Raw genomic sequence first — 20,081 nt, 5'->3', positions numbered from 1 at the left:
CCTCCTCAAGCAGCCAGCGGCTCGGGCACGGGGCGCCCGAACATCAAGTCGTCCACGTTCTCGATCGGGTCGCCGGAGCGGATCAGCCCCTTGCAGGCGCCCTGCTCGGCGATGTCGCCGACGAACACCGCGCCGATCAGCTTCCCGTCGCGCACCAGAAGCTTGCGGTAGAGGCCGGCGCCCGGGTCGGAGAGCACGATCGCCTCAGCATCGTCGGGCGTGTCCACGATGCCGGCCGAGAAGACCGGCAGGCCCGACACCTTCAGGCTCGTGGACAGGGCCGTGCCCCGGTACTCGGCCGGCTCGCCGGCGAGGTGGCGGGCGAGCGTCTCGGCGTGCTCGTAGGCGGGCTCGACCAGGCCGTAGATCTGGCCGCGGTGCTCGGCGCACTCGCCGAGCGCGAAGATCTGCGGGTCCGAGGTGGTCATCCGGTCGTCGACCGTGATGCCCCGGCCGACCGCCAGTCCCGCGTCCTGCGCCAGCGCCACCGAGGGGCGCACGCCCACCGACATCACCACGAGGTCGGCCGGGAGCGCGGTGCCGTCCGCCAGGACGAGGCGCTCGACGCGGCCGTCTCCTTCGAGGCGGGCGGTATCCGCCTTGAGGATCACCCGAACCCCCCGCGCCTCCATGGCGCGCTTCACGAGCGCGGCGGCATGGTGGTCGAGCTGGCGCTCCATCAGCCGGTCCATGACGTGGAGCAGCGTGGTCTCGACGCCGAGGCGCGCGAGCCCGACCGCCGCCTCCAGGCCGAGAAGGCCGCCGCCGATGACGATCGCCCGGGCGTGCTGCACGGCGGCCTTCCGGATCGCCGCCACGTCGGCGAGGTCGCGGAAGGTGATGACGCCGGGGAGATCCATGCCGGGCTTCGGCAGGCGGATCGGCAGGGAGCCGACCGCGAGGACCAGCCTGTCGAAGGGCAGGACGTGGGTCTCGCCCACGCGGACGTACCCGTTCTCCCGGTCGATCCGGGTCGCCGGCGCGCCGGTGATCAGGCGGATGCCGTGATCCGCGTACCAGTCGAGGCCGCGGAAGGCGCAGGCGGCCTCGTCGACCTCGCCGCCGAGCAGCGAGGAGAGCAGGACCCGGTTGTAGGCGACCGTCGGCTCGGCGCCGATGCAGGTGATGTCGTAACGGCCGGGTGCGATCTCCGTGAGCCGCTCCAGGAATCGCAGGGAGGCCATGCCGTTGCCGACGACGACCAATCTCTCGCGCGGCAGGCCGCTCTCGGCGCGCGCGTCGTGTCCGCGTGTGTCCTCAGGGGATGTCGCCATCGCTCGATCGTGTCTGGAACCTCGATTGCAGGGTCGTTGGCGGACCGCCCACGAAAAAGCCGCTGCCGGTCGTCTCCCGGCAGGCTTCAGCCCCAGGAGAACCGGATCAGCGGCCTCGCTGACGGCGCTGTCCGTCGCCGTTGACGGACGCGGCTCGCCTCGCAGGTTCCGTGCCAATCGAAATGCGCTGCACGGCGCGCGTGGACGTTGCCGCCGGAGCGAGGCCTGCCGATCGGAGGTGCAACAAGAGGCCGCCCATCGGCGCTGCACAAAATCTGTGCGGCCCGTCGCAAAAGCGATCACGCGCCAGCGGCGCGGTGGGGCAAGCTGCGGAGGGTTAAGGATGACTTCCGGACTGACGGAGGGTCGGCTCGGCGCTTACCGTCGCGAGATCACGACACGGGCAAATTGGAGAGCGAGCAAAGGTCGGTCGAGAATACTTCGACGACGAAATACCGAACTTATATGTGAACAACATCCGTATTTGAACGACATTCTACCTGTAACGAATGTCGAATTCTGTCCTTTTGGACAGCGCGGGCACTCAGCTCCCACTCTCGCTGGACGATAACCAGTCCAATTGATGTGGAGCCTAAAGGAGCTGCGACAGCATCGCCAGGAGGCCCAGAGTCGGCATCGCGCCGGCCGCCAGCACCCAGTACCAAGCGTGGCGCGCACCAGCCCGCCGGTTGTCGTTGCAAGCGCGGGGGACACGGCCGCCCCGGCATACGTAGCGTCGAAGTTCGACCCGCCCGCGCGGATGCGACATCAACGATCCAGTTTCGAGTTTGCGACATCCAGGCATGGCGTAGGCACAACGGGCGAGCCCGCCCGACGTTCCGCGGCTGTTCGCGCCGGCGTTGCGGGTGGATGACGAATGGCTCGAAGTGTCGCGGGCCTCAGATGTCGGCGACCGCTTGCCGGTAAAGGTCGGGTCTGTAGACGGTCGTGATCGCCGCCGGGATGTCGAAAGGCCCGGGGATCTGCTGCGCGGCGCGCATCTGCTCCAGCACCCAGCGGGCCTGCGCCGCGCGCGGCTCCTCGATCGCCGCGCCGAAGCGGAGACGCGCACCCGTCCCGGCCATGACGTCCGGACCGTCGGAAAAGGTCCGCGCGACCAACGCCGGATCGAGATTCAGATAGGTCCGGCGTGCGAGGCGATGGATCAGCTCGGTCCGGTTCTCCGGATCCGCGCACCAGCGTCCCGCCCGGGCGACCGCCCGCACCAGCGGCAGGATCGCGCCGTCGAGCCGTGCGGAGACGGCCAGGACCTTCTCGGTCGCGTTCGGCGCGAGGGCGCTGCCGTGGACGGCGATGCGCCCATGGCCGGCCTCGGCCGCCACGTCGTTCCAGGGTGCGCCGGCGCAGAATCCGTCGACCAGGCCGCGGGCCAGGGCCTCCACGCAATGTTGCGGGGGGACCACGACCGTGCGGAACGCGGCAGGGTCGAGGCTCCCGGCTTCGGCGAACAGCCGTAGCTGGTAGCTGTGGCACGAGAAGGGATGCACGGTGCCGAGGGTGAGCGGGTCTCCGGCGCGGTGCCGCATCTCCGCGACGCCCGCGAAGGCGCGGGCGACATCCGGCAGGGCCTCGCTGTCGGGGGCCATCGCCGCCCAGAGGGTGCGGGACAGCGTGAGGGCATTGCCGTCGGTGCTGAGCTGGAGCGGCACGATCAGGTCGGAGGGCGGCCCGGACAAGGCGAGCCGGCTCGCCAACGCCAGCGGCGCCAGCATGTGCGCGCCGTCGAGGTGCCCCAGCGCCAGCCGGTCGCGAAGGGTCGCCCAGGAGGGCTCGGCGGTGAGGTCGAGGTCGAGCCCCTCGGCCCGGGCGAAGCCCAGTTCATGGGCCGCGATCAGGGGGGCCGCATCGCAGAGCGGGACGTAGCCGAGCTGGAGCCTCATCCGAGCAGGTCCGCGGTGGTGACGATCGCCCGGGCGATGTCGACGATCTTGCGCTTCTCGTTCATGGCCTTGCGGCGCAGCTGCTTGTACGCCTCGTCCTCGGACAGGCCCTTCATGGTCATCAGGATGCCCTTCGCCCGCTCGATCAGCTTGCGGTCGGCGAGTTCGCTGCGCGCCTCCGTCAACTCGCGCTGGAGGCGCGCGAAGGCGTTGAAGCGCAGGATCGCGATGTCGAGGATCGACTTGATCCGTTCCGCCCGCAGCCCGTCCACCACGTAGGCGGAGATCCCGGCATCGACGGCGGCCTGCATCATGGTCGAATCCGAGCGGTCGACGAACATCGCCACCGGCCGCTCGACCTGCCGGGAAACGCCCGACATCTGCTCCAGGATGTCCCGGCTCGGGCTCTCCAGATGGATCACCACCACGTCGGGCTTCAGCGCGGCCACGCGTTCCATGAGGTCGGCGGTATCGGGAATCACCACCACACGCCCGATTCCGGCTGCGCGCAGGCCCTCCTCCAGAATGGCCGCGCGGGCGCGGCTCGGATCGATCACGGCGACGGTGAGATTGGATTCGGTCATCTTGGCCCGGGACGGGGCGGGTCTTCTTCTGGAGGACGGCCCGGTTCGGGCCGCCGCGAACTAAGCAAGGCCCGTGCCCGCGTCGGGGCCCGTCGCGGACGAATCCGCGCAATCCCAATGTACGATGCCGGTAACCGCCGCGCAAAGAAACGGTCCAGCTTCCGCCGCAATGCTGGCCGCATTCTCTTCGCCTCACGGTGGTCAGGGAGATCGGTGATTCGGATGCGCAGGCCAGATCAGCCCGCCCTGACGGATGCCGCGAATGGCCGCGTGTCCATGCCCTTCCTGCCGACGCTGGCCGTCGTGGCGCTCCTGGGTGTGGCCTCGCTCTACTGCCCGTCGTCCAATCCGGTGCCCCCCGGTGCCCGGGCGGGCGGATCCCCCGCTCTCGGACCCACGGATTTCGCACCGGTCGCCGCGGTGGCGTCGCCGATCCGGCCGCCGGCCGCGATCGCGTTCGCCGAGCTGTACCCTCTGGACGCTGCTGTCTCGCGGACGGGGGCCCTGCCCGTCCGTCCGGCGACGACGGCGCGGGCGACGTCCCATGTGGCGGTGGCGGGTCGGCGTCCCTGCCCGGGACGGCGCTGCCCCGAGCCGCTCCGCAGCCCGATCGATCCCATGGCGCCCGGACGCGCGGAAGCCGCCGAACCGGCCGAGGATGCGCTGCTCCCTGGGCGGGCCCTGCCCTTCGCCACCTCGGTGGTCGAGACGCTGGTCCCTGCGGCCCGGGCGGTCGGCGATGCCGCGGACTTCGTGCGCAAAGGTGCGGCGTCGGTTCAGGGCTCGGTGGCCCTGGCGGTGGCCGACTGCCTGCGCTGACCGCATCCGCGGGCCGGCCCCAAACCTCTGGATCTCGTGGACGGACGTCCTAGGTGCGTCGCAGCGGATGGACCGAGCTTCCGTCCGCGGACCGGAGCCGGGGCCGGATGGCTGCACGCATCGAGGATTACGCGCTCGTCGGGGATTGCCGCAGCGCCGCGCTGATCAGCCGGCAGGGCAGCGTCGATTGGTTGTGCTGGCCGCGCTTCGACGCGGCCGCCCTGTTCACAAGCCTGCTGGGCACCGAGGCGCACGGCTTCTGGAAGATCTTCCCCGAGGCGGAGCACGTCGAGACCCGGTGGTCCTACCGCCCGGGCAGCCTCGTCCTGGAGACGCGGCACACCACGCGGCTCGGCGAGGTCCTGGTCACGGACTTCATGCCCGTCGGCGACGGATCGCATCTCGTGCGCCTCGTCGAGGGCGTGCACGGGCGGGTCGCCATGCGGATGGAGATGGCGGTCCGGTTCGATTACGGCTCGGCCGTGCCCTGGGTGTCGCGCTCCGAGCTGGGCGACCTGCGCGCCGTCTCGGGACCGCACAAGGTCGTGCTACGCTCCGACGTCCATCTCAAGGGATCGGAGGCGCAGACCACCGTGGCCGAGTTCACGGTCCATGCCGGCGACCAGCACCGGTTCGTCCTGAGCTACGGGGCCTCCCACGAGGACGATCCGCCCCCGATCGAGCCGCGCAAGGTTCTCGAAGCCACGGATCAGCACTGGCGGGATTGGGCGTGCCGCTGCGCGGGCGGTGCCCCCTGGGATCGGATGCTCCAGCGCTCCCTGCTGACCCTCAAGGCGCTGATCTACGAACCCACCGGCGGCATCGTGGCGGCGCCCACGGCGTCCCTGCCGGAGGGGCTCGGCGGGATCCGCAACTGGGATTACCGGTTCTGCTGGCTGCGCGATTCGACCCTGACCCTGATCGCCCTGATGGATGCGGGCTATATCGACGAGGCCCGGGACTGGCTGGGCTGGCTGCTTCGGGCCGTGGCCGGCAATCCCGAACAGGCGCACATCCTCTACGGGATCGGCGGCGAGCGGCTTTTGCCCGAGATCGAGCTCGACTGGCTGCCGGGCTACGAGAATTCGAGGCCCGTGCGAATCGGCAACGCCGCCGCCAGCCAGTTCCAGATCGACGTCTACGGCGAGCTGTTCGACGCGCTCTATCAGGCTCACGCCCGCGGATTGCCGGTGAGCCAGGACGGCCTGCGAGTCGGCCTCGCGATCCTCGGCCACCTGGAACAGGCATGGCGCGAGCCCGACGAGGGGATCTGGGAGGTGCGCGGCGGGCGGCGCCACTTCACCCATTCCAAGGTCATGGCCTGGGTGGCGTTCGACCGGGCCCTGCGCATGCACGAGATGCACGAATCGGGCGCCACCGAGGAGCATGCCAAGCGCTGGCGCGCCATCAAGGACGAGATCCACGCCGAGGTCTGCGCCAAGGGCTTCGACCCCGCGCTCAACAGCTTCGTCCAGTCCTATGGCTCGAAGGCGCTGGACGCGAGCCTGCTGCTCATCGCCCATACCGGCTTCCTGCCGCAGGACGACCCCCGGGTGATCGGCACCGTCGAGGCGATCGGCAAGGGGCTGATGCGGGACGGGTTCATCCTCCGCTACGAGACCGAGGGCCAGACGACCGACGGCCTGACGGGCAGCGAGGGGGCTTTCCTGCCCTGCACCTTCTGGTACGCCGACAACCTCATCGGCCTGGGGCGCCGCGACGAAGCGGGGGTGCTGATCGAGCGCCTGATCGGCATCTGCACCGATCTCGGCCTGGTCAGCGAGGAATACGACGTGCAAGCCAAGCGTCTTGTGGGTAACTTCCCTCAGGCGTTCACGCACGTCGCGCTCGTCAACACGCTGCTCAGCTATACGCGCGGCGAAGGGCCGGCGGATCGGCAGGGTGGTAAGGCCAATGGAGCCCCTCCCGCCGTCCTACGGCAGCGCGAAGCCGCGAAACGGACCGCGCGAGGCGAACTGGAAGACGCGACATCATGAGCGGTGCTGACACTCCCGCCAAGGCGGACCTCGCTGAGATCGATACGCTCAGCATCAACACGATCCGGACGCTCGCGATCGACGCGGTGCAGAAGGCCAATTCCGGCCATGCCGGCGCGCCCATGGCGCTGGCGCCGGTCGCCTACACCCTGTGGAACCGCTACCTGCGCTACGACCCGGCCCATCCGCACTGGCCGAACCGCGACCGCTTCGTGCTGTCCTGCGGCCACGCCTCGATGCTGCTCTACGGGCTGCTGCATCTCGCGGGCGTCGCGCAGAGCGACGGCGGCAACGCGCCGGCGGTGTCGCTGGACGACATCAAGAAGTTCCGCCAGCTGGACAGCCGGACCCCGGGCCATCCCGAGTACCACTTCACCACCGGCGTCGAGACCACCACCGGCCCGCTCGGCCAGGGTGTGGCCAACTCGGTCGGCATGGCCATGGGCAGCCGCTTTCTCGGCCAGCACCTGAACAGGCCGAACCTGCCGCTCTTCGACTACAATGTCTACGCGATGTGCTCGGACGGCGACCTGATGGAGGGCGTGGCCTCGGAGGCTGCGTCCCTCGCCGGCCACCTCCGGCTCGCGAACCTCTGCTGGATCTACGACGACAACACCATCACCATCGAGGGCCACACCGAGCTGGCCTTCGGCGAGGAGGTGGCCACCCGGTTCCTCGCCTATGGCTGGCAGGTTCTGCGCGTTGCGGACGCCAACGACGTGCACGCGCTCGCCGGCTCGATCGAGACCTTCCTCGCCACCAACGACCGGCCGACCCTGATCGTCGTCAAGTCGGTGATCGGCTACGGGGCGCCGAAGAAGCAGGGCACGTCCAAGGCCCACTCGGACGCGCTGGGCGAAGACGAGGTCAAGGGGGCCAAGCGCGCCTACGGCTGGCCGGAGGACGCGCAGTTCCTCGTCCCGGACGGCGTCCGCGAGAATTTCCGCGATGGGATCGGCAAGCGCGGCGCCGGCCTCTACGACGCGTGGCAGGGCCTGCTGAGCCAGGCCAAGGCGGCGGATGCCGCCCACGCCGAGGACCTGAACGCCTTCCTGGAAGGCCGGCTGCCGCACGGCTGGGACAAGGACATTCCGGTCTTCGAGGCCGACGCCAAGGGCCTCGCCACCCGGGAATCCTCCGGCAAGGTGCTGAACGCCATCGCCCAGCACGTGCCGTTCCTGCTCGGCGGCTCGGCGGATCTGGCGCCGTCCAACAAGTCGAACCTGACCTTCGAGGGCGCGGGCTCGTTCGGCCCGTTCTCGCCGGGCGGCCGCAACCTGCATTTCGGCGTCCGCGAACACGCCATGGGCTCGATCGTGAACGGCCTCGGGCTGTCGGGTCTGCGGGCCTACGGCGCGACCTTCCTGGTCTTCGCCGACTACATGCGCCCGCCGATCCGTCTCGCCGCCCTGATGGAGCTGCCGGTCTTCCACATCTTCACGCACGATTCGATCGGCGTGGGCGAGGACGGGCCGACCCACCAGCCCGTCGAGCAGCTGCTGTCGCTGCGCTGCATCCCGGGCCTCGTGACCCTGCGCCCGGCCGATGCCAACGAAGTGGCCGAGGCCTACCGGGTGATCTTCTCGCTGAGGAACCAGCCGGCCGTGCTCGCGCTCTCCCGCCAGCCGCTGCCGACCCTCGACCGGACCCGGTACGGCGCGGCCTCCGGCACCGCCAAGGGCGGCTACGTGCTCGCCGATTGCGACGGCACGCCCGACGTCATCCTGCTGGGCTCGGGTTCCGAGGTGCAGCTCTGCGTCGGTGCCTACGAGGCGCTGAAGGCCGAGGGCGTGAAGGCCCGGGTGGTGTCGATGCCGTCGTGGGACCTGTTCGAGCGGCAGGATCAGGCCTACCGCGACTCGGTGCTGCCGCCCGCCGTCAAGGCGCGCGTCGCCGTCGAGCAGGGCAGCGTCATCGGCTGGGACCGCTACGCCGGCTCCGAGGGCGCGATCATCGGCATGCACACCTTCGGCGCCTCGGCGCCGATCAAGGATCTCCAGACCAAATTCGGCTTCACCCCCGACAAGGTCCTGGAGGCCGCGAAGGCGCAGATGGCCAAGCATAAGCGGTAACAGCTGATGCGCGACGCCTCCCTCCCCCCTCTGCGGGGGGAGGGAGGCCCCGAAGGGGGTCGGGAGAGGGGAGCGACGGTGCACAGGACGGTGCCGTCCTTATATGAAGGCCCGCGTCCTTCCCTGAACCCGGGTCCCCCTCTCCCGACCCTCGCTGACGCGAGGGCCACCCTCCCCCGCAGAGGGGGGGAGGGAGAGCGCCCGGCAAGTAGCGGCACGCGAGACGAGGAACCGACATGAACGCGCTCAAGGCCCTGCACGACGAACAGGATCAGGCGGTCTGGCTCGACTTCGTGGCCCGCGGCTTCATCCAGAAAGGCGAACTGAAGCAGCTCGTCGAGCGCGACGGCCTGCGCGGCGTCACCTCCAACCCGTCGATCTTCGAGAAGGCGATCGGGCACTCGGACGAGTACGACGACAGCCTGAAGGCCGTTCAGGTGACCGGGGACAGCCGCGTCATCGACCTCTACGAGGGTCTCGCCATCGCCGACATCCAGGCGGCCGCCGACGTGCTCCGCCCGGTCTACGAGGCGAGCGACGGGGCCGACGGCTATGTCAGCCTGGAGGTCTCGCCCTACCTCGCCCTCGACACCGAGGAGACGCTGGCCGAAGCCCGGCGCCTGCACAAGGCGGTCGCCCGCGACAACCTGATGGTGAAGGTGCCGGCCACACCGGAGGGCATCCCGGCGATCCGGCAGCTCACCAGCGAGGGCATCTCGATCAACGTCACCCTCCTGTTCTCGCAGGAGGCCTACGAGGCCGTGGCCCGCGCCTTCATCGACGGGCTGGACGCGCGCGCCAAGGCCGGCCACGACGTCTCGAAGGTCGCCAGCGTGGCGAGCTTCTTCATCAGCCGCATCGACGTCCTGGTCGACAAGCGCCTCGACGAGAAGATCGCCGAGGCCAACGACCCCGACGAGAAATTCGCCCTGGAGCAGCTGAAGGGGAAGGTGGCGATCGCCAACGCCAAGCTCGCCTACCAGCGCTACAAGCGGATCTTCGCGGAGTCCAAGTGGACGGCCCTGGCCGAGAAGGGCGCCAAGGCGCAGCGCCTGCTCTGGGCCTCCACCGGCACGAAGAACAAGGCCTATTCGGACGTCCTCTACGTCGAGGAGCTGATCGGGCCGAACACCGTCAACACCATGCCGCCCGCCACCATGGACGCGTTCCGCGACCACGGCGTGGTGCGGGCGACGATCGAGGAGGACGTGCCCGGCGCCGAGGCCGTGATGGCCAAGCTCGCGCGGTCCGGCATCGACATCGAGGCCGTCGCCGAGCAGCTGGTGAAGGAGGGCGTGCAGCTCTTCATCGACGCCGCCGACAATCTGCTCGGCGCCGTGGCGGGCAAGCGCACCGCGCTTCTGGGGCATCGGCTGGACGGCCAGAGCCTCGTCATGGACGACACCCTCGCGGCCGAGGCCAAGAAGACCGTCGAATCCTGGCGCGCGAGCGGCTCGATCCGTCGGCTCTGGGCGGGTGACGCCTCGGTCTGGTCCGGCCACGACGAGGCGAACTGGCTCGGCTGGCTGCACATCGTCGAGGAGGAACTGGAGAAGGCCGCCGACTACGCGGCTTTCTCGGACTGGGTGAAGGCGGAAGGCTTCACCGACGTCGTCGTGCTGGGCATGGGCGGATCGAGCCTCGGCCCGGAGGTTCTGAGCCTGACCTACGGCCAGCGCGAAGGCTTCCCGAAGCTTCAGATCCTCGACTCGACCCACCCGGATCAGGTGCGCGCTCTGGAGGCGAGCATCGATCTGGCGAAGACGCTGTTCATCGTCGCGTCGAAATCCGGCTCGACGCTGGAGCCCAACGTCTTCCGCGACTACTTCCTGGCGCGCGCCAAGGACGTGCTCGGCGACCGGGCCGGTGGCCACTTCGTGGCCGTCACCGACCCCGGCTCCGACATGGAGCGCGCCGCGAAGGCGGACGGGTTCAAGCGCATCTTCTACGGCGTGAAGCAGATCGGCGGGCGCTACTCGGTGCTCTCGGCCTTTGGCCTCGTGCCGGCGGCCGCCATGGGCCTCGACGTCAAGGCGCTTCTGGAGACGGCCCGCATCATGGTCCGTTCCTGCGGCCCGGCGGTGCCCCCGGCCCAGAACCCGGGCGTGCTGCTCGGGACCGCCATGGGCGCGGCGGCGCTGGCCGGCCGCGACAAGGTGACGATCGTCGCCTCCCCGGCGATCGCGAGCTTCGGCGCCTGGGCCGAACAGCTGATCGCGGAATCGACCGGCAAGCAGGGCAAGGGCTTGGTTCCCGTGGACGGCGAGCCGGTGGGCGTTCCGGCGGTCTACGGGCACGATCGGTTCTTCATCTATCTCCGCCTCGACGGCAACGCGGAGGCGGCGCAGGACGAGGCCCTGCGGGCGCTGGAGCGGGACGGCCACCCGATCGCCCGCATCACCCTCGATTCGGTCGAGCAGCTGCCGCAGGAATTCTACCGGCTGGAGATGGCCACCGCCGTGGCCGGCGCGGTGATCGGCATCAACCCGTTCGACCAGCCCGACGTCGAGGCCAGCAAGGTCGAGACCAAGAAGCTGTTCGCCGAGGCCGAGGCGAGCGGCGCCCTCCCCGCGGAGAAGCCGCTCTTCTCGGATGATGCGATCGCCCTCTACGCCGACCCGCAGAACGCGGACGGGTTGAAGCAAGCGACCGACGGACTGGAGCCTGCGCTCAAGGCGCAGATCGCCCGGCTGAAGGACTGCGATTACCTCGGGTTGCTCGCCTACGTGCCGCGCAACGCCGAGGCCGCCGGCATCCTCCAGGAGGCGCGGATCGCCGTGCGCGACACCCGCAAGGTGGCGACCTGCCTGGAGTTCGGGCCCCGGTTCCTGCACTCCACCGGTCAGGCCTACAAGGGCGGCCCGGATACCGGCGTGTTCCTGCAGATCACCGCGGATCCGTCGCAGGACCTGCCGATCCCGGGCCGCTCCCTCGGCTTCGCCACCGTCGTGGCCGCGCAGGCGCGGGGTGATTTCGCCGTGCTGGCCGAGCGGGGACGGCGGGCGCTGCGGGTCCACATCAAGGGCGACCTCGAGGCCGGGCTGAAGCGCATCGCGGCGGCCCTCAAGGCCGCCGTGGCGTAGGCGCCGGAGGTGGGGGCGATTCCCGATGAGGCTCAGCGGTTCCGTCTGCACCACCCCCACCCCTGACCCCTCCCCGCACGGGGGAGGAAAACCCCCGAGGAGATGACGGCAATGCAACTCGGCATGATCGGCCTCGGCCGGATGGGCGGCAACATCGTCCGGCGTCTCCTGCGCGACGGACACACGGCCGTGGTGTTCGACCAGAACCCCGAGGCCGTCGCGGCGCTGGTGGAGGCCGGCGCGGTCGGCGCATCGAGCCTGGAGGATCTGGTCTCCAAGCTGGAGGTGCCGCGCGCGGCCTGGGTGATGTTGCCGGCCGGCGCGATCACCGAGCAGGCGGTCCAGACGCTGTCGGGCCTGATGCAGGCGGGCGACTGCGTCATCGACGGCGGCAATTCCTTCTACGGTGACGATGTCCGCCGTGGGCTCGCTCTGAAGGAGAAGGGCCTGCACTACGTGGATGTCGGCACCTCGGGCGGCGTCTGGGGCCTGGAGCGCGGCTACTGCATGATGATCGGCGGCGACACGGAGACCGTCGACCGCCTCGACCCGATCTTCAAGACCCTGGCGCCGGGCGTCGGCGACATCCCCAAGACGCCGAATCGCGAGGGGCGCGACCCGCGTGCCGAGCAGGGCTACATCCATGCCGGGCCGACCGGTGCCGGCCACTTCGTCAAGATGGTCCATAACGGCATCGAGTACGGGCTGATGCAGGCCTATGCCGAGGGTTTCGACATCCTCCGCCACGCCAATGCCCAGGAGCTGCCGGCCGAGCGCCGCTTCGACCTGAACATGGGCGACATCGCCGAGGTCTGGCGGCGCGGCAGCGTCGTCTCGTCGTGGCTCCTCGACCTGACCGCCCAGGCGCTGGCGGGCGACGAGCAGCTCACCGACTTCTCCGGCTACGTGGAGGATTCGGGCGAGGGCCGCTGGACCATCAACGCCGCCGTCGAGGAAGGCGTCCCGGCGACGGTGCTCTCCGCCGCCCTCTACCGCCGCTTCCGGTCCCGGGAGCACGCAAGCTACGCCGACAAGCTGCTCTCGGCGATGCGCAAGGGCTTCGGCGGCCACCAGGAGCCGAAGGGCTGAGCCGGCCGCCTCGGGCCGCCCGCAGACCGACCCGTCCGACCCCCGAAGCCGCAGGGCCGTCACCCATGAGCCTTCCCGCCGGAAGCCACATCCTGAAGGATCCGGAGGCGGTCGCCCGCGCGGCGGCCGAGCGGCTCATCGAGGCCTGCGGCGAGAGTCGGTCCGAGCGGATCGCGATCTGCCTCTCGGGCGGTTCGACGCCCAAGGTGCTGTATGGCCTGCTCTCGGGGCCGGACTACGCGACCCGGCTGCCCTGGGCGCGAATCCACTGGTTCTTCGGGGATGATCGCGCGGTGCCGTGGGACGACCCGCGCAGCAATGTCCGGATGGTCCGGGAGGCGTTCGGGCACGGTGCCCCGATCCCGCCGACGCACCTCCACTTCATCCCGTCCGACGCAGGCCCGGACGCGGGCGCCCGCGCCTATGAGCGGACGCTTCTCGACTTCTACGGCGCCGAGCGCCTCGATCCGGCACGGCCGCTGTTCGATCTCGTTCTGCTCGGCCTCGGCGAGGACGGGCACACCGCCTCGCTGTTTCCCGGCACGCCTGCCGCCGACGAGTCCCGGCGGCTCGTCGTCCCCGTGCCCGAGGCCGGCCTGGAGCCGTTCGTCCCGCGGATCAGCCTGACGCTGCCGGCGCTCGCCTCCTCGCGGCACGTGCTGTTTCTGGTCACCGGCGCCGGCAAGCGGGCGCCCCTCGCCCGGCTCGCCGCGGGCGAGAGCCTGCCCGCCGGCCGTGTGACCAGCACGGGCGCCGTGGCGTGGCTGCTCGACGAGGCCGCGGCCGGCTGACACCCTCGGTGGTTCTCGCCGGCGGCATCGCGGGCTCATCCGCCGCCTTTTCCCGGCAGGAACCGATCCCCGGACAGCTATGGCGTCGGGACGGCCGGACGTTCGCCGACGGCACGCCCGGTTCCGTCACGACGGCATCGGCTTCGCCGGGATAGCGGAGGTCGCGCAACGGGATTTCGTCCGATCGCCGAATGGCGCAATCCCATTGCTCGCTCGGGCGACATCGCGGTCAAGAACGCAACCCCGCGCCGTCGGGCCTGCGGTACGCTTCGCGCAGCCTCGTGAAGGGCGCCGCGTGAAGGGCGCCGAAGGAGACCCGCCGATGCCGCAGACGACCATCCCGACCGATGTCGAGGCGATGATGGCGAGCCTCGCCCGTTCCGCGGGCCGCTCGCCGGAGGCCTATCTGGCTGCGGCCCGGGCCACGCTGGTCCGCATCCTGACCCAGCCGGATCTCCTCGACCCGTCGCGGCTGGTCGGCCGCGGTCCGGGCCTGAGCCGCAATCTGCTGTTCGGCACCGAGGCGATCAGCGTCTGGGCGATGGTGTGGGCGCCGGGCGCGGTGACGCCGGTCCACGACCATCACTGCTCGTGCTGCTTCGGGCTGCTGCGCGGCCGGCTGCGGGAAACGTGGTACCGCCCGATCAGCGAGACCCACGCGGTGGCGACGCAGGACGTCGTCCGCGAGCCCGGCTTCGTCGCCTGCATGATGCCGTCGGGACCGAACCTGCACCGGATCGCCAATGACGGGCCGGACGCGGCCGTATCGATCCACGTCTACGGCTACGACCACCGGGCGCAGGATTCGTCGATCCACCGGACCTACGCGGTCGCGGCGGGCTGAGTCGCGCCGCGGAGCGACCGCGTCACGCCACGTAGATCGTCGGGACCGCGGTCGTGTACTTCATCTCCTCCATGGCGATGGAGGAGGACAGGTTCGAGAAGTCGAGCTTGGCGATGAGGCGCTGGTAGACCGCGTCGTAGGCCTCGATGTCCGGCACCACGATCCGCAAAAGGTAGTCGATCTCGCCGGTCAGGCGCCACGCCTCGACGATCTCCGGGAAGCCGGCGACGACCCGCCGGAACGCGTCGGACCAGTCGGCGGCGTGACGGGGCGCCTTCACGGCCACGAACACCGTGGTGGGGACGTTGACCTTGCGGCGATCCACCAGGGCGACCCGGCGCCGGATCACGCCGGAGGCCTCCAGCTTCTTCACCCGGCGCCAGCAGGGGGCCGCGCTGATCCCGACCTGCTCGGCGAGTTCGGCCACCGGGAGGGTCGCGTCCTGCTGGAGGAGGTCCAGGATCTTCCGGTCCACCGCGTCCATGCGAACGATGCTCCCGTCGACGGCTCCGGGCCGGATTACAACGCGAAGTGCTTCGAGAGCTTGAGGCCCTGGGCCTGGTAGTTCGACCCCGCCCCCGCCCCGTAGAGCGTCTCCGGGAGGTCGAGCATGCGCTCGTAGACGAGGCGGCCGACGATCTGCCCGTCCTCCAGCAGGAACGGCACGTCGCGGGAGCGGACTTCCAGGACGGCCCGCGCCCCCTCCCCGCCGGCTCCGGCATAGCCGAAGCCCGGATCGAAGAAGCCGGCGTAGTGGACCCGGAACTCGCCCACCAGCGGATCGAACGGCACCATCTCGGCGGCGTGGTCCGGCGGGACCTGGACCGCTTCCTTGGAGGCCAGGATGTAGAATTGCCCGGGATCGAGGATCAGGCTGCCCGATCCGTCGGCCGCCAGGGGCTCCCAGAAATCCGCGGCGCGATGACGGCCGGGGGCGTCCACGTCCACGAGGCCGGTATGGCGCTTCGCCCGATAGCCGACGAGGCCGTCGAAGCCGGAGAGGTCCACCGAGACCGCCACACCGCCCTGAAGGGACGGGCTGCCCACGTCGACCAGCGCCGAGCGGGCATGGAGCAGGCCGAGCTCGGCCTCGGTCAGCCGCGGCGCCCCGCGGCGGAAGCGGATCTGCGACAGGCGCGAGCCGGTCCGCACGAGGACCGGGAAGGTGCGCGGCGAGATCTCCGCGTAGAGCGGTCCGTCATATCCGGGCTCCACCTGATCGAAGGCCTCGCCCCGGTCGGTGATGACCCGGGTGAAGACGTCGATGCGCCCGGTCGAACTTTTGGGGTTGGCCGCCGCCGCGAGGTCGCCCGGCAAGGCGAGGCTCTCCTGCAGCTCGGCGATGTAGACGCAGCCCGTCTCCAGGACGGCACCCGGGCGCAGGTCGATGGCGTGCAGCGACAGCCGGTCGACGCAGGCCTGGACCGTCCGGCCGGAGCCCGGCAGGAAGCTCGTCCGCACCCGGTAGGCCTTGGCGCCCAGGCGCAGGTCGAGGCTCGCGGGCTGGATCTGGTCGGGCGCGAAGGGCGTCGCGGCGCGGATCCCGCCCGCCCTGGCCAGGGCGGCGATCGCCTGGGCCGGCAGAATGCCGGACCGGCCATCCGCGCCCGAATCGGCGGCTCCCGTGGCTGCGCCCGCGTTCATCGCGCCCATGACTCCTTCGCGCGCCCGGCAGGTCCGCGTCGGCGAGCGTTGTCGGCCGGGACCCGCTAACGCGGGCTTAACCGCTTCCGAGGGCCACGTCATGTCGGCGCCGCGACCTGGCCGGTCGCGGCGCCCGGCCCGCGGCCGGGATCGGGACGACGCGAGGTAGTCCGCCGCAATTGACGGCGATTCCGCCGCCTACTACGACCGGCCAGGAAGCGCGTTCCTTTCGGCTTCTGCGAATCGCACAGTCCGAAGAAGGGCCAAATAGGGCGATGTACAAGGCCGAGACGCGGGGAATTAGTGTGACCGTGCAATCTCGCTTCGTCGAGGAGGAATCCTCGCCGAATGAGAGCCGTTACTTCTTCGCCTACACGGTCGAGATCGTGAACAACGGCAGCGAGCAGGTTCAGCTGCGCTCGCGGCATTGGCGCATCATCGACGGCCACGGCGCCTGCCAGGAGGTGCGCGGCACCGGCGTGGTCGGGAAGCAGCCCGTGCTGGAGCCGGGCGAGTCCTTCTGCTACACCAGCGGCTGTCCCCTCAACACGCCCGACGGGTTGATGGCCGGCAGCTACACCATGGCGACGGTGGCCGGCGAGAGCTTCGAGGCCGAGATCCCCGCCTTCTCCCTCGACAGCCCGCACGTCCGCCGCAGCCTGCACTGAGGTCCCGGCCCGGGGCCTCGCCCCGGAGGAATCCATGTCCGCGACCGGCGAGCGGCTCAGCCCGCTCGACATGCTCGCCCGCCTCGTGTCCTTCGACACGGAGAGCGACAAGTCCAACCTCCCGCTGATCGAGGCCGTCTGCGATTATCTGGGCGGCTGGAACGTCCCGTATCTGCATCTGCCGAACCCTGGGGGCGACAAGGCGGCCGTCCTCGCCACGATCGGGCCGATGGTCGATGGCGGCGTCGTCCTCTCCGGACATACCGACGTGGTGCCGGTGACGGGGCAGGCCTGGACCGGCGACCCGTTCACGCTGCGCCTTGCCGACGGCCGGGCCTACGGACGGGGCGCGGTCGACATGAAGGGTTTCGACGCGCTGGCCCTGGCCCTGGTGCCCGACATGCTCGCCGCCGGCCTGAAGCGGCCGATCCACATCCTGCTCTCCTACGATGAGGAGACGACCTGTCTCGGATCCATGGACGGGATCGCGCGGTTCGGCGCCGACCTGCCGCTGCCCGCCGCGGTGATCGTCGGCGAGCCCACCGGCATGGAGGTGGCGGACGCCCACAAGAGCATCGTCACCTGCCTCACCACGGTTCACGGCCATGAGGCCCACTCGGCCCGTCCCGCCCTCGGGGCGAACGCCGTCTCGGCCGCCTGCGATCTCGTCGCCGGCCTCAACCGGATCGCCGATCTGATGATCGAGCGTGGCGACCCGTCCGGGCGGTTCGACCCGGCCTCGACCACGGTCCATGTGGGGACGATCCAAGGCGGGACCGCCCGGAACATCCTGGCCAAGGAGTGCCGCTTCCTCTGGGAGTATCGCGGCCTCCCGGATCTCGACCCGGCCGAAATTCCGCGCCTCTTCGCCCAGGAGGTCGAGCGGGTCACCCGCGAGCGCCTGAACCGCTACGGCGCGTATGGGCGGATCGAGACCCTCGAGGAGGTGGACATCCCGGGCTTGGCCCCCGAGCCGGGCTCGGAGGCCGAGCGGCTCTGCCTGCGTCTCGCCGGACGCAACCATACCGTCGCCGTCCCCTACGCCACCGAGGCCGGACGGTTCCAGGCGGCGGGCCTCCCGACGGTGGTCTGCGGCCCCGGCGACATCGCCCAGGCGCACCAGCCCGACGAGTTCATCACCCTCGACGCCCTCGGCCAGGGTGAGCGGTTCCTGCGCAACCTGATCGAGGCGTGTGCGTCATGAACGCGATGAGCGGAATCACCATCAAGCTGCGACCGCTGGAGCGGGAGGACCTGCGTTTCGTCCACCAGCTCAACAACAACGACAGCATCATGCGCTACTGGTTCGAGGAGGCCTACGAGTCCTTCGCCGAACTCCAGCAGCTCTACGAGCGCAACATCCACAATCAGACCGAGCGCCGTTTCATCGTCGCCGATCCGAGCGGAGAACCGGCCGGACTGATCGAGCTGGTCGAGATTAACCACCTGCACCGGCGCTGCGAGTTCCAGATCGCGATCCATCCGAGCTTCCAGGGGCGCGGCTACGCGTGGCAGGCCACCCGGATCGCCATGGATTACGCCTTCAGCGTGCTCAACATCCACAAGCTCTACCTGCACGTCGACCGGGACAATGCCCGGGCCGTGCGGATCTACGAGCGCTGCGGCTTCCATCCCGAGGGCGTGCTCAAGGACGAGTTCTTCGTGAACGGGCGCTACCGCGACGCCGTGCGGATGTGCCTGTTCCAGCCCCAATATCTCAGGGCCCGCGGCGGGGGCGGCGACATCGCGGAGCCGGTCCTGAAGGCGTGAGACCGTTCGGCCGGAGGGCCGGGGGCGAGGCAGCCCCTCGCATCAGCCGCGACGCCGTCGAAGGACGCCGTCGAGATTGTCGCCGAGGCCATCCCGCACGTCTGGGCTCCGCGATGCCGCACGGCGGATGTTCACCGACCGGCCTCGCTCCGCGTCCGGAGGCGGGGCATCAGGCCCTCGACCGAGACAGAAGGGGGGAGGAGCGCCAAGGCTCCTCCCCCTGATCGTCGCGTCAGTTGCGGCCGGCACCCGCCTGACCGCCCGACCGGCCGGCACCCTGCGCACCATCCATGCCGGCCTTGCCGCCGTTCATGCCGCCACGCTCGGCGCCGCCCATCCGGCCGCCTTCGGCGCCGGACTTCATGCCGCCCGCCTGGCCGCCGCGATCCGACGCGTTGCGGATGCCGTCCTGCTGGCCGCCGCGCATGTCGCTGTTGCGCATGCCGTCCGTCTTGCCGCCCGTCTTGCCGTCCATCTTGCCGTCCCGACCGGCGGCCCGATCCATGCCGCGATCCTGGCCGCGGTCGTTGCGGTCCGTCCGGTTGTCGTTGCGACCCTCGGTCCGCGAGACGTCGCGGATGCCGTCCCGGCCGCCGCGGTTGTCGAAGCGCGCCCCGGCCCGCTGCTCGGAGCGGAAGCTCGCGCTGACCGCGCCGCCGCCGCTGAGACGGCGATACTCCGCGGAGCCGTAGCGCACCCGCTGACCGCGGATCGTCACGAAGCGATCCTCCTGGACCGAGACGAGGCGACGGTACTCGGGCGAACCGTAGAGGACGCGCTGGCCGCGGACGACGACGTAGCGCGCGCGGGGTCCGGTCTCGCGGATGCTGACGAGACGACGGTACTCGGGCGATCCGTAGAGGACGCGCTGTCCGCGAATGACGACATAGCGGACGCGCGGGCCACGGTTCTCGGTGACGATCAGGCGCCGATACTCGGGGGAGCCGTACACGACGCGGCGGCCACCGATGAACACGTAGCGCCCCTCACGGCGGAAGCCGCCTTCGAAGCGCTCGGACCGGACATCGGTACGGCTCACATCCGTCCGACCGCGGAAATCAGCACGGTCGCCACGCCGCTCACCATGACGGTCGCCATGTCGATCACCGTGCCGGTCGCCGCGCTCGGCGCGGTCGCCGGTGCGATCGCCGCGCTCATTCCGCTCGGCGCGGTCGCCATCCCGACCGCTACGCTCGGCACCGGCCCGATCCTTGTCCTGGGCCATGCGACCCTCGCCGCCGGCCTCACGGCCCTGCGCGGACCGGCCCGTCTCGGCGGCCCCGCGCTCGGAGCCCGCCTGGCGGCCGGCCTTCATGTCGCCCTGCGCGCCACCCTGCGCGCCACCCTGCGCGCTACCCTGCATCCCGCCGCGCTCGCCGCCGCCGGCCTTCATGCTGGACTCGGCAGCCCCCTGACCGCCACGCCCGCCCATCTCGGCGCCACCCTGCTGGGCATAGGCCGAGGTGCTGATCAGCAGCGCAGCCAAACCAATCGACATCTTCCGCATGGCGAAACCTCCAATCTTGAATCTGCCACGCAACGTCG

The 20,081-nt window shown here is 70.4% G+C and carries 16 protein-coding genes; 10 read left to right on the top strand and 6 right to left on the bottom strand.

The window, feature by feature from the left end; translation table 11 throughout:
* Positions 1-5: 5 nt before the first annotated feature.
* The 3 genes from ABC766_RS28310 to ABC766_RS28300 all read right to left on the bottom strand — a co-directional run bounded on the left by ABC766_RS28310 (position 6) and on the right by ABC766_RS28300 (position 3,759).
* Entirely contained in the window at positions 6-1,274 is a 1,269-nt protein-coding gene (locus ABC766_RS28310; RefSeq protein WP_345820030.1) for an NAD(P)/FAD-dependent oxidoreductase, read from the bottom strand.
* 899 nt (positions 1,275-2,173) lie between these two features.
* Complete coding sequence (locus tag ABC766_RS28305; protein ID WP_345820029.1) at positions 2,174-3,175, bottom strand: CmpA/NrtA family ABC transporter substrate-binding protein; 1,002 nt, start codon at positions 3,173-3,175, stop codon at positions 2,174-2,176.
* Complete coding sequence (locus ABC766_RS28300) at positions 3,172-3,759, bottom strand: ANTAR domain-containing response regulator (RefSeq protein ID WP_043353887.1); 588 nt, start codon at positions 3,757-3,759, stop codon at positions 3,172-3,174. Before ABC766_RS28300 ends, ABC766_RS28305 begins: the two co-directional genes overlap by 4 nt.
* A 222-nt stretch (positions 3,760-3,981) precedes the next feature.
* Between ABC766_RS28300 and ABC766_RS28295 the strand changes: the two genes are divergently transcribed.
* The 7 genes from ABC766_RS28295 to ABC766_RS28265 all read left to right on the top strand — a co-directional run bounded on the left by ABC766_RS28295 (position 3,982) and on the right by ABC766_RS28265 (position 14,454).
* Entirely contained in the window at positions 3,982-4,578 is a 597-nt protein-coding gene (locus tag ABC766_RS28295) for a hypothetical protein (protein ID WP_345820028.1), read from the top strand.
* 107 nt (positions 4,579-4,685) lie between these two features.
* Complete coding sequence (locus tag ABC766_RS28290; protein WP_043385017.1) at positions 4,686-6,575, top strand: glycoside hydrolase family 15 protein; 1,890 nt, start codon at positions 4,686-4,688, stop codon at positions 6,573-6,575.
* Positions 6,572-8,647 (top strand): transketolase, encoded by a 2,076-nt coding sequence (tkt, locus tag ABC766_RS28285; RefSeq protein ID WP_345820027.1) that lies wholly within the window; start codon positions 6,572-6,574, stop codon positions 8,645-8,647. The genes ABC766_RS28290 and tkt overlap by 4 nt, the downstream gene beginning before the upstream one ends.
* 236 nt (positions 8,648-8,883) lie before the next feature.
* Positions 8,884-11,730: a bifunctional transaldolase/phosoglucose isomerase gene (locus ABC766_RS28280; protein ID WP_345820026.1), complete on the top strand. Its 2,847-nt coding sequence runs from the start codon at positions 8,884-8,886 to the stop codon at positions 11,728-11,730.
* A gap of 111 nt (positions 11,731-11,841) precedes the next feature.
* Positions 11,842-12,819, top strand: a complete 978-nt coding sequence (gene gnd, locus ABC766_RS28275) for a phosphogluconate dehydrogenase (NAD(+)-dependent, decarboxylating) (RefSeq protein ID WP_043384168.1) — start codon at positions 11,842-11,844, stop codon at positions 12,817-12,819.
* A gap of 65 nt (positions 12,820-12,884) precedes the next feature.
* Positions 12,885-13,610, top strand: a complete 726-nt coding sequence (pgl, locus tag ABC766_RS28270; protein ID WP_345820025.1) for a 6-phosphogluconolactonase — start codon at positions 12,885-12,887, stop codon at positions 13,608-13,610.
* Positions 13,611-13,932: 322 nt separating this feature from the next.
* Positions 13,933-14,454 carry a cysteine dioxygenase gene (locus ABC766_RS28265; protein WP_075380259.1) on the top strand — a complete coding sequence of 174 codons (522 nt, stop codon included), beginning with the start codon at positions 13,933-13,935 and terminating at the stop codon, positions 14,452-14,454.
* A 22-nt stretch (positions 14,455-14,476) separates the two neighbouring features.
* On the opposite strand, the gene ABC766_RS28260 is transcribed toward ABC766_RS28265, so the two are convergent.
* Together ABC766_RS28260 and ABC766_RS28255 are read right to left on the bottom strand one after the other, a co-directional pair.
* Positions 14,477-14,938: an Lrp/AsnC family transcriptional regulator gene (locus ABC766_RS28260; protein WP_012319278.1), complete on the bottom strand. Its 462-nt coding sequence runs from the start codon at positions 14,936-14,938 to the stop codon at positions 14,477-14,479.
* Positions 14,939-14,973: 35 nt separating this feature from the next.
* The gene (locus tag ABC766_RS28255) at positions 14,974-16,098 is read right to left on the bottom strand and encodes a 2'-deoxycytidine 5'-triphosphate deaminase (RefSeq protein WP_345820024.1); all 1,125 of its coding nucleotides are present in this window, start codon (positions 16,096-16,098) and stop codon (positions 14,974-14,976) included.
* A gap of 275 nt (positions 16,099-16,373) precedes the next feature.
* On the opposite strand from ABC766_RS28255, the gene apaG reads away from it, so the two are divergent.
* The 3 genes from apaG to speG are packed head-to-tail and all read left to right on the top strand — an operon-like array spanning position 16,374 to position 18,536.
* Positions 16,374-16,766, top strand: a complete 393-nt coding sequence (apaG, locus tag ABC766_RS28250) for a Co2+/Mg2+ efflux protein ApaG (RefSeq protein ID WP_043355208.1) — start codon at positions 16,374-16,376, stop codon at positions 16,764-16,766.
* 34 nt (positions 16,767-16,800) lie between these two features.
* Positions 16,801-17,970, top strand: a complete 1,170-nt coding sequence (gene argE / locus ABC766_RS28245) for an acetylornithine deacetylase (protein WP_345820023.1) — start codon at positions 16,801-16,803, stop codon at positions 17,968-17,970.
* Positions 17,967-18,536: a spermidine N1-acetyltransferase gene (gene speG / locus ABC766_RS28240; protein WP_427902270.1), complete on the top strand. Its 570-nt coding sequence runs from the start codon at positions 17,967-17,969 to the stop codon at positions 18,534-18,536. The genes argE and speG overlap by 4 nt, the downstream gene beginning before the upstream one ends.
* Before the next feature lie 232 nt (positions 18,537-18,768).
* On the opposite strand, the gene ABC766_RS28235 is transcribed toward speG, so the two are convergent.
* Positions 18,769-20,043, bottom strand: a complete 1,275-nt coding sequence (locus ABC766_RS28235; protein ID WP_345820022.1) for a hypothetical protein — start codon at positions 20,041-20,043, stop codon at positions 18,769-18,771.
* Positions 20,044-20,081 lie beyond the last annotated feature (38 nt).

Origin of the sequence: Methylobacterium fujisawaense, assembly GCF_039619325.1 — a bacterium.
GTDB classification, from domain to species: domain Bacteria; phylum Pseudomonadota; class Alphaproteobacteria; order Rhizobiales; family Beijerinckiaceae; genus Methylobacterium; species Methylobacterium fujisawaense.
This window is presented reverse-complemented; position numbering and strand designations above follow the sequence as displayed.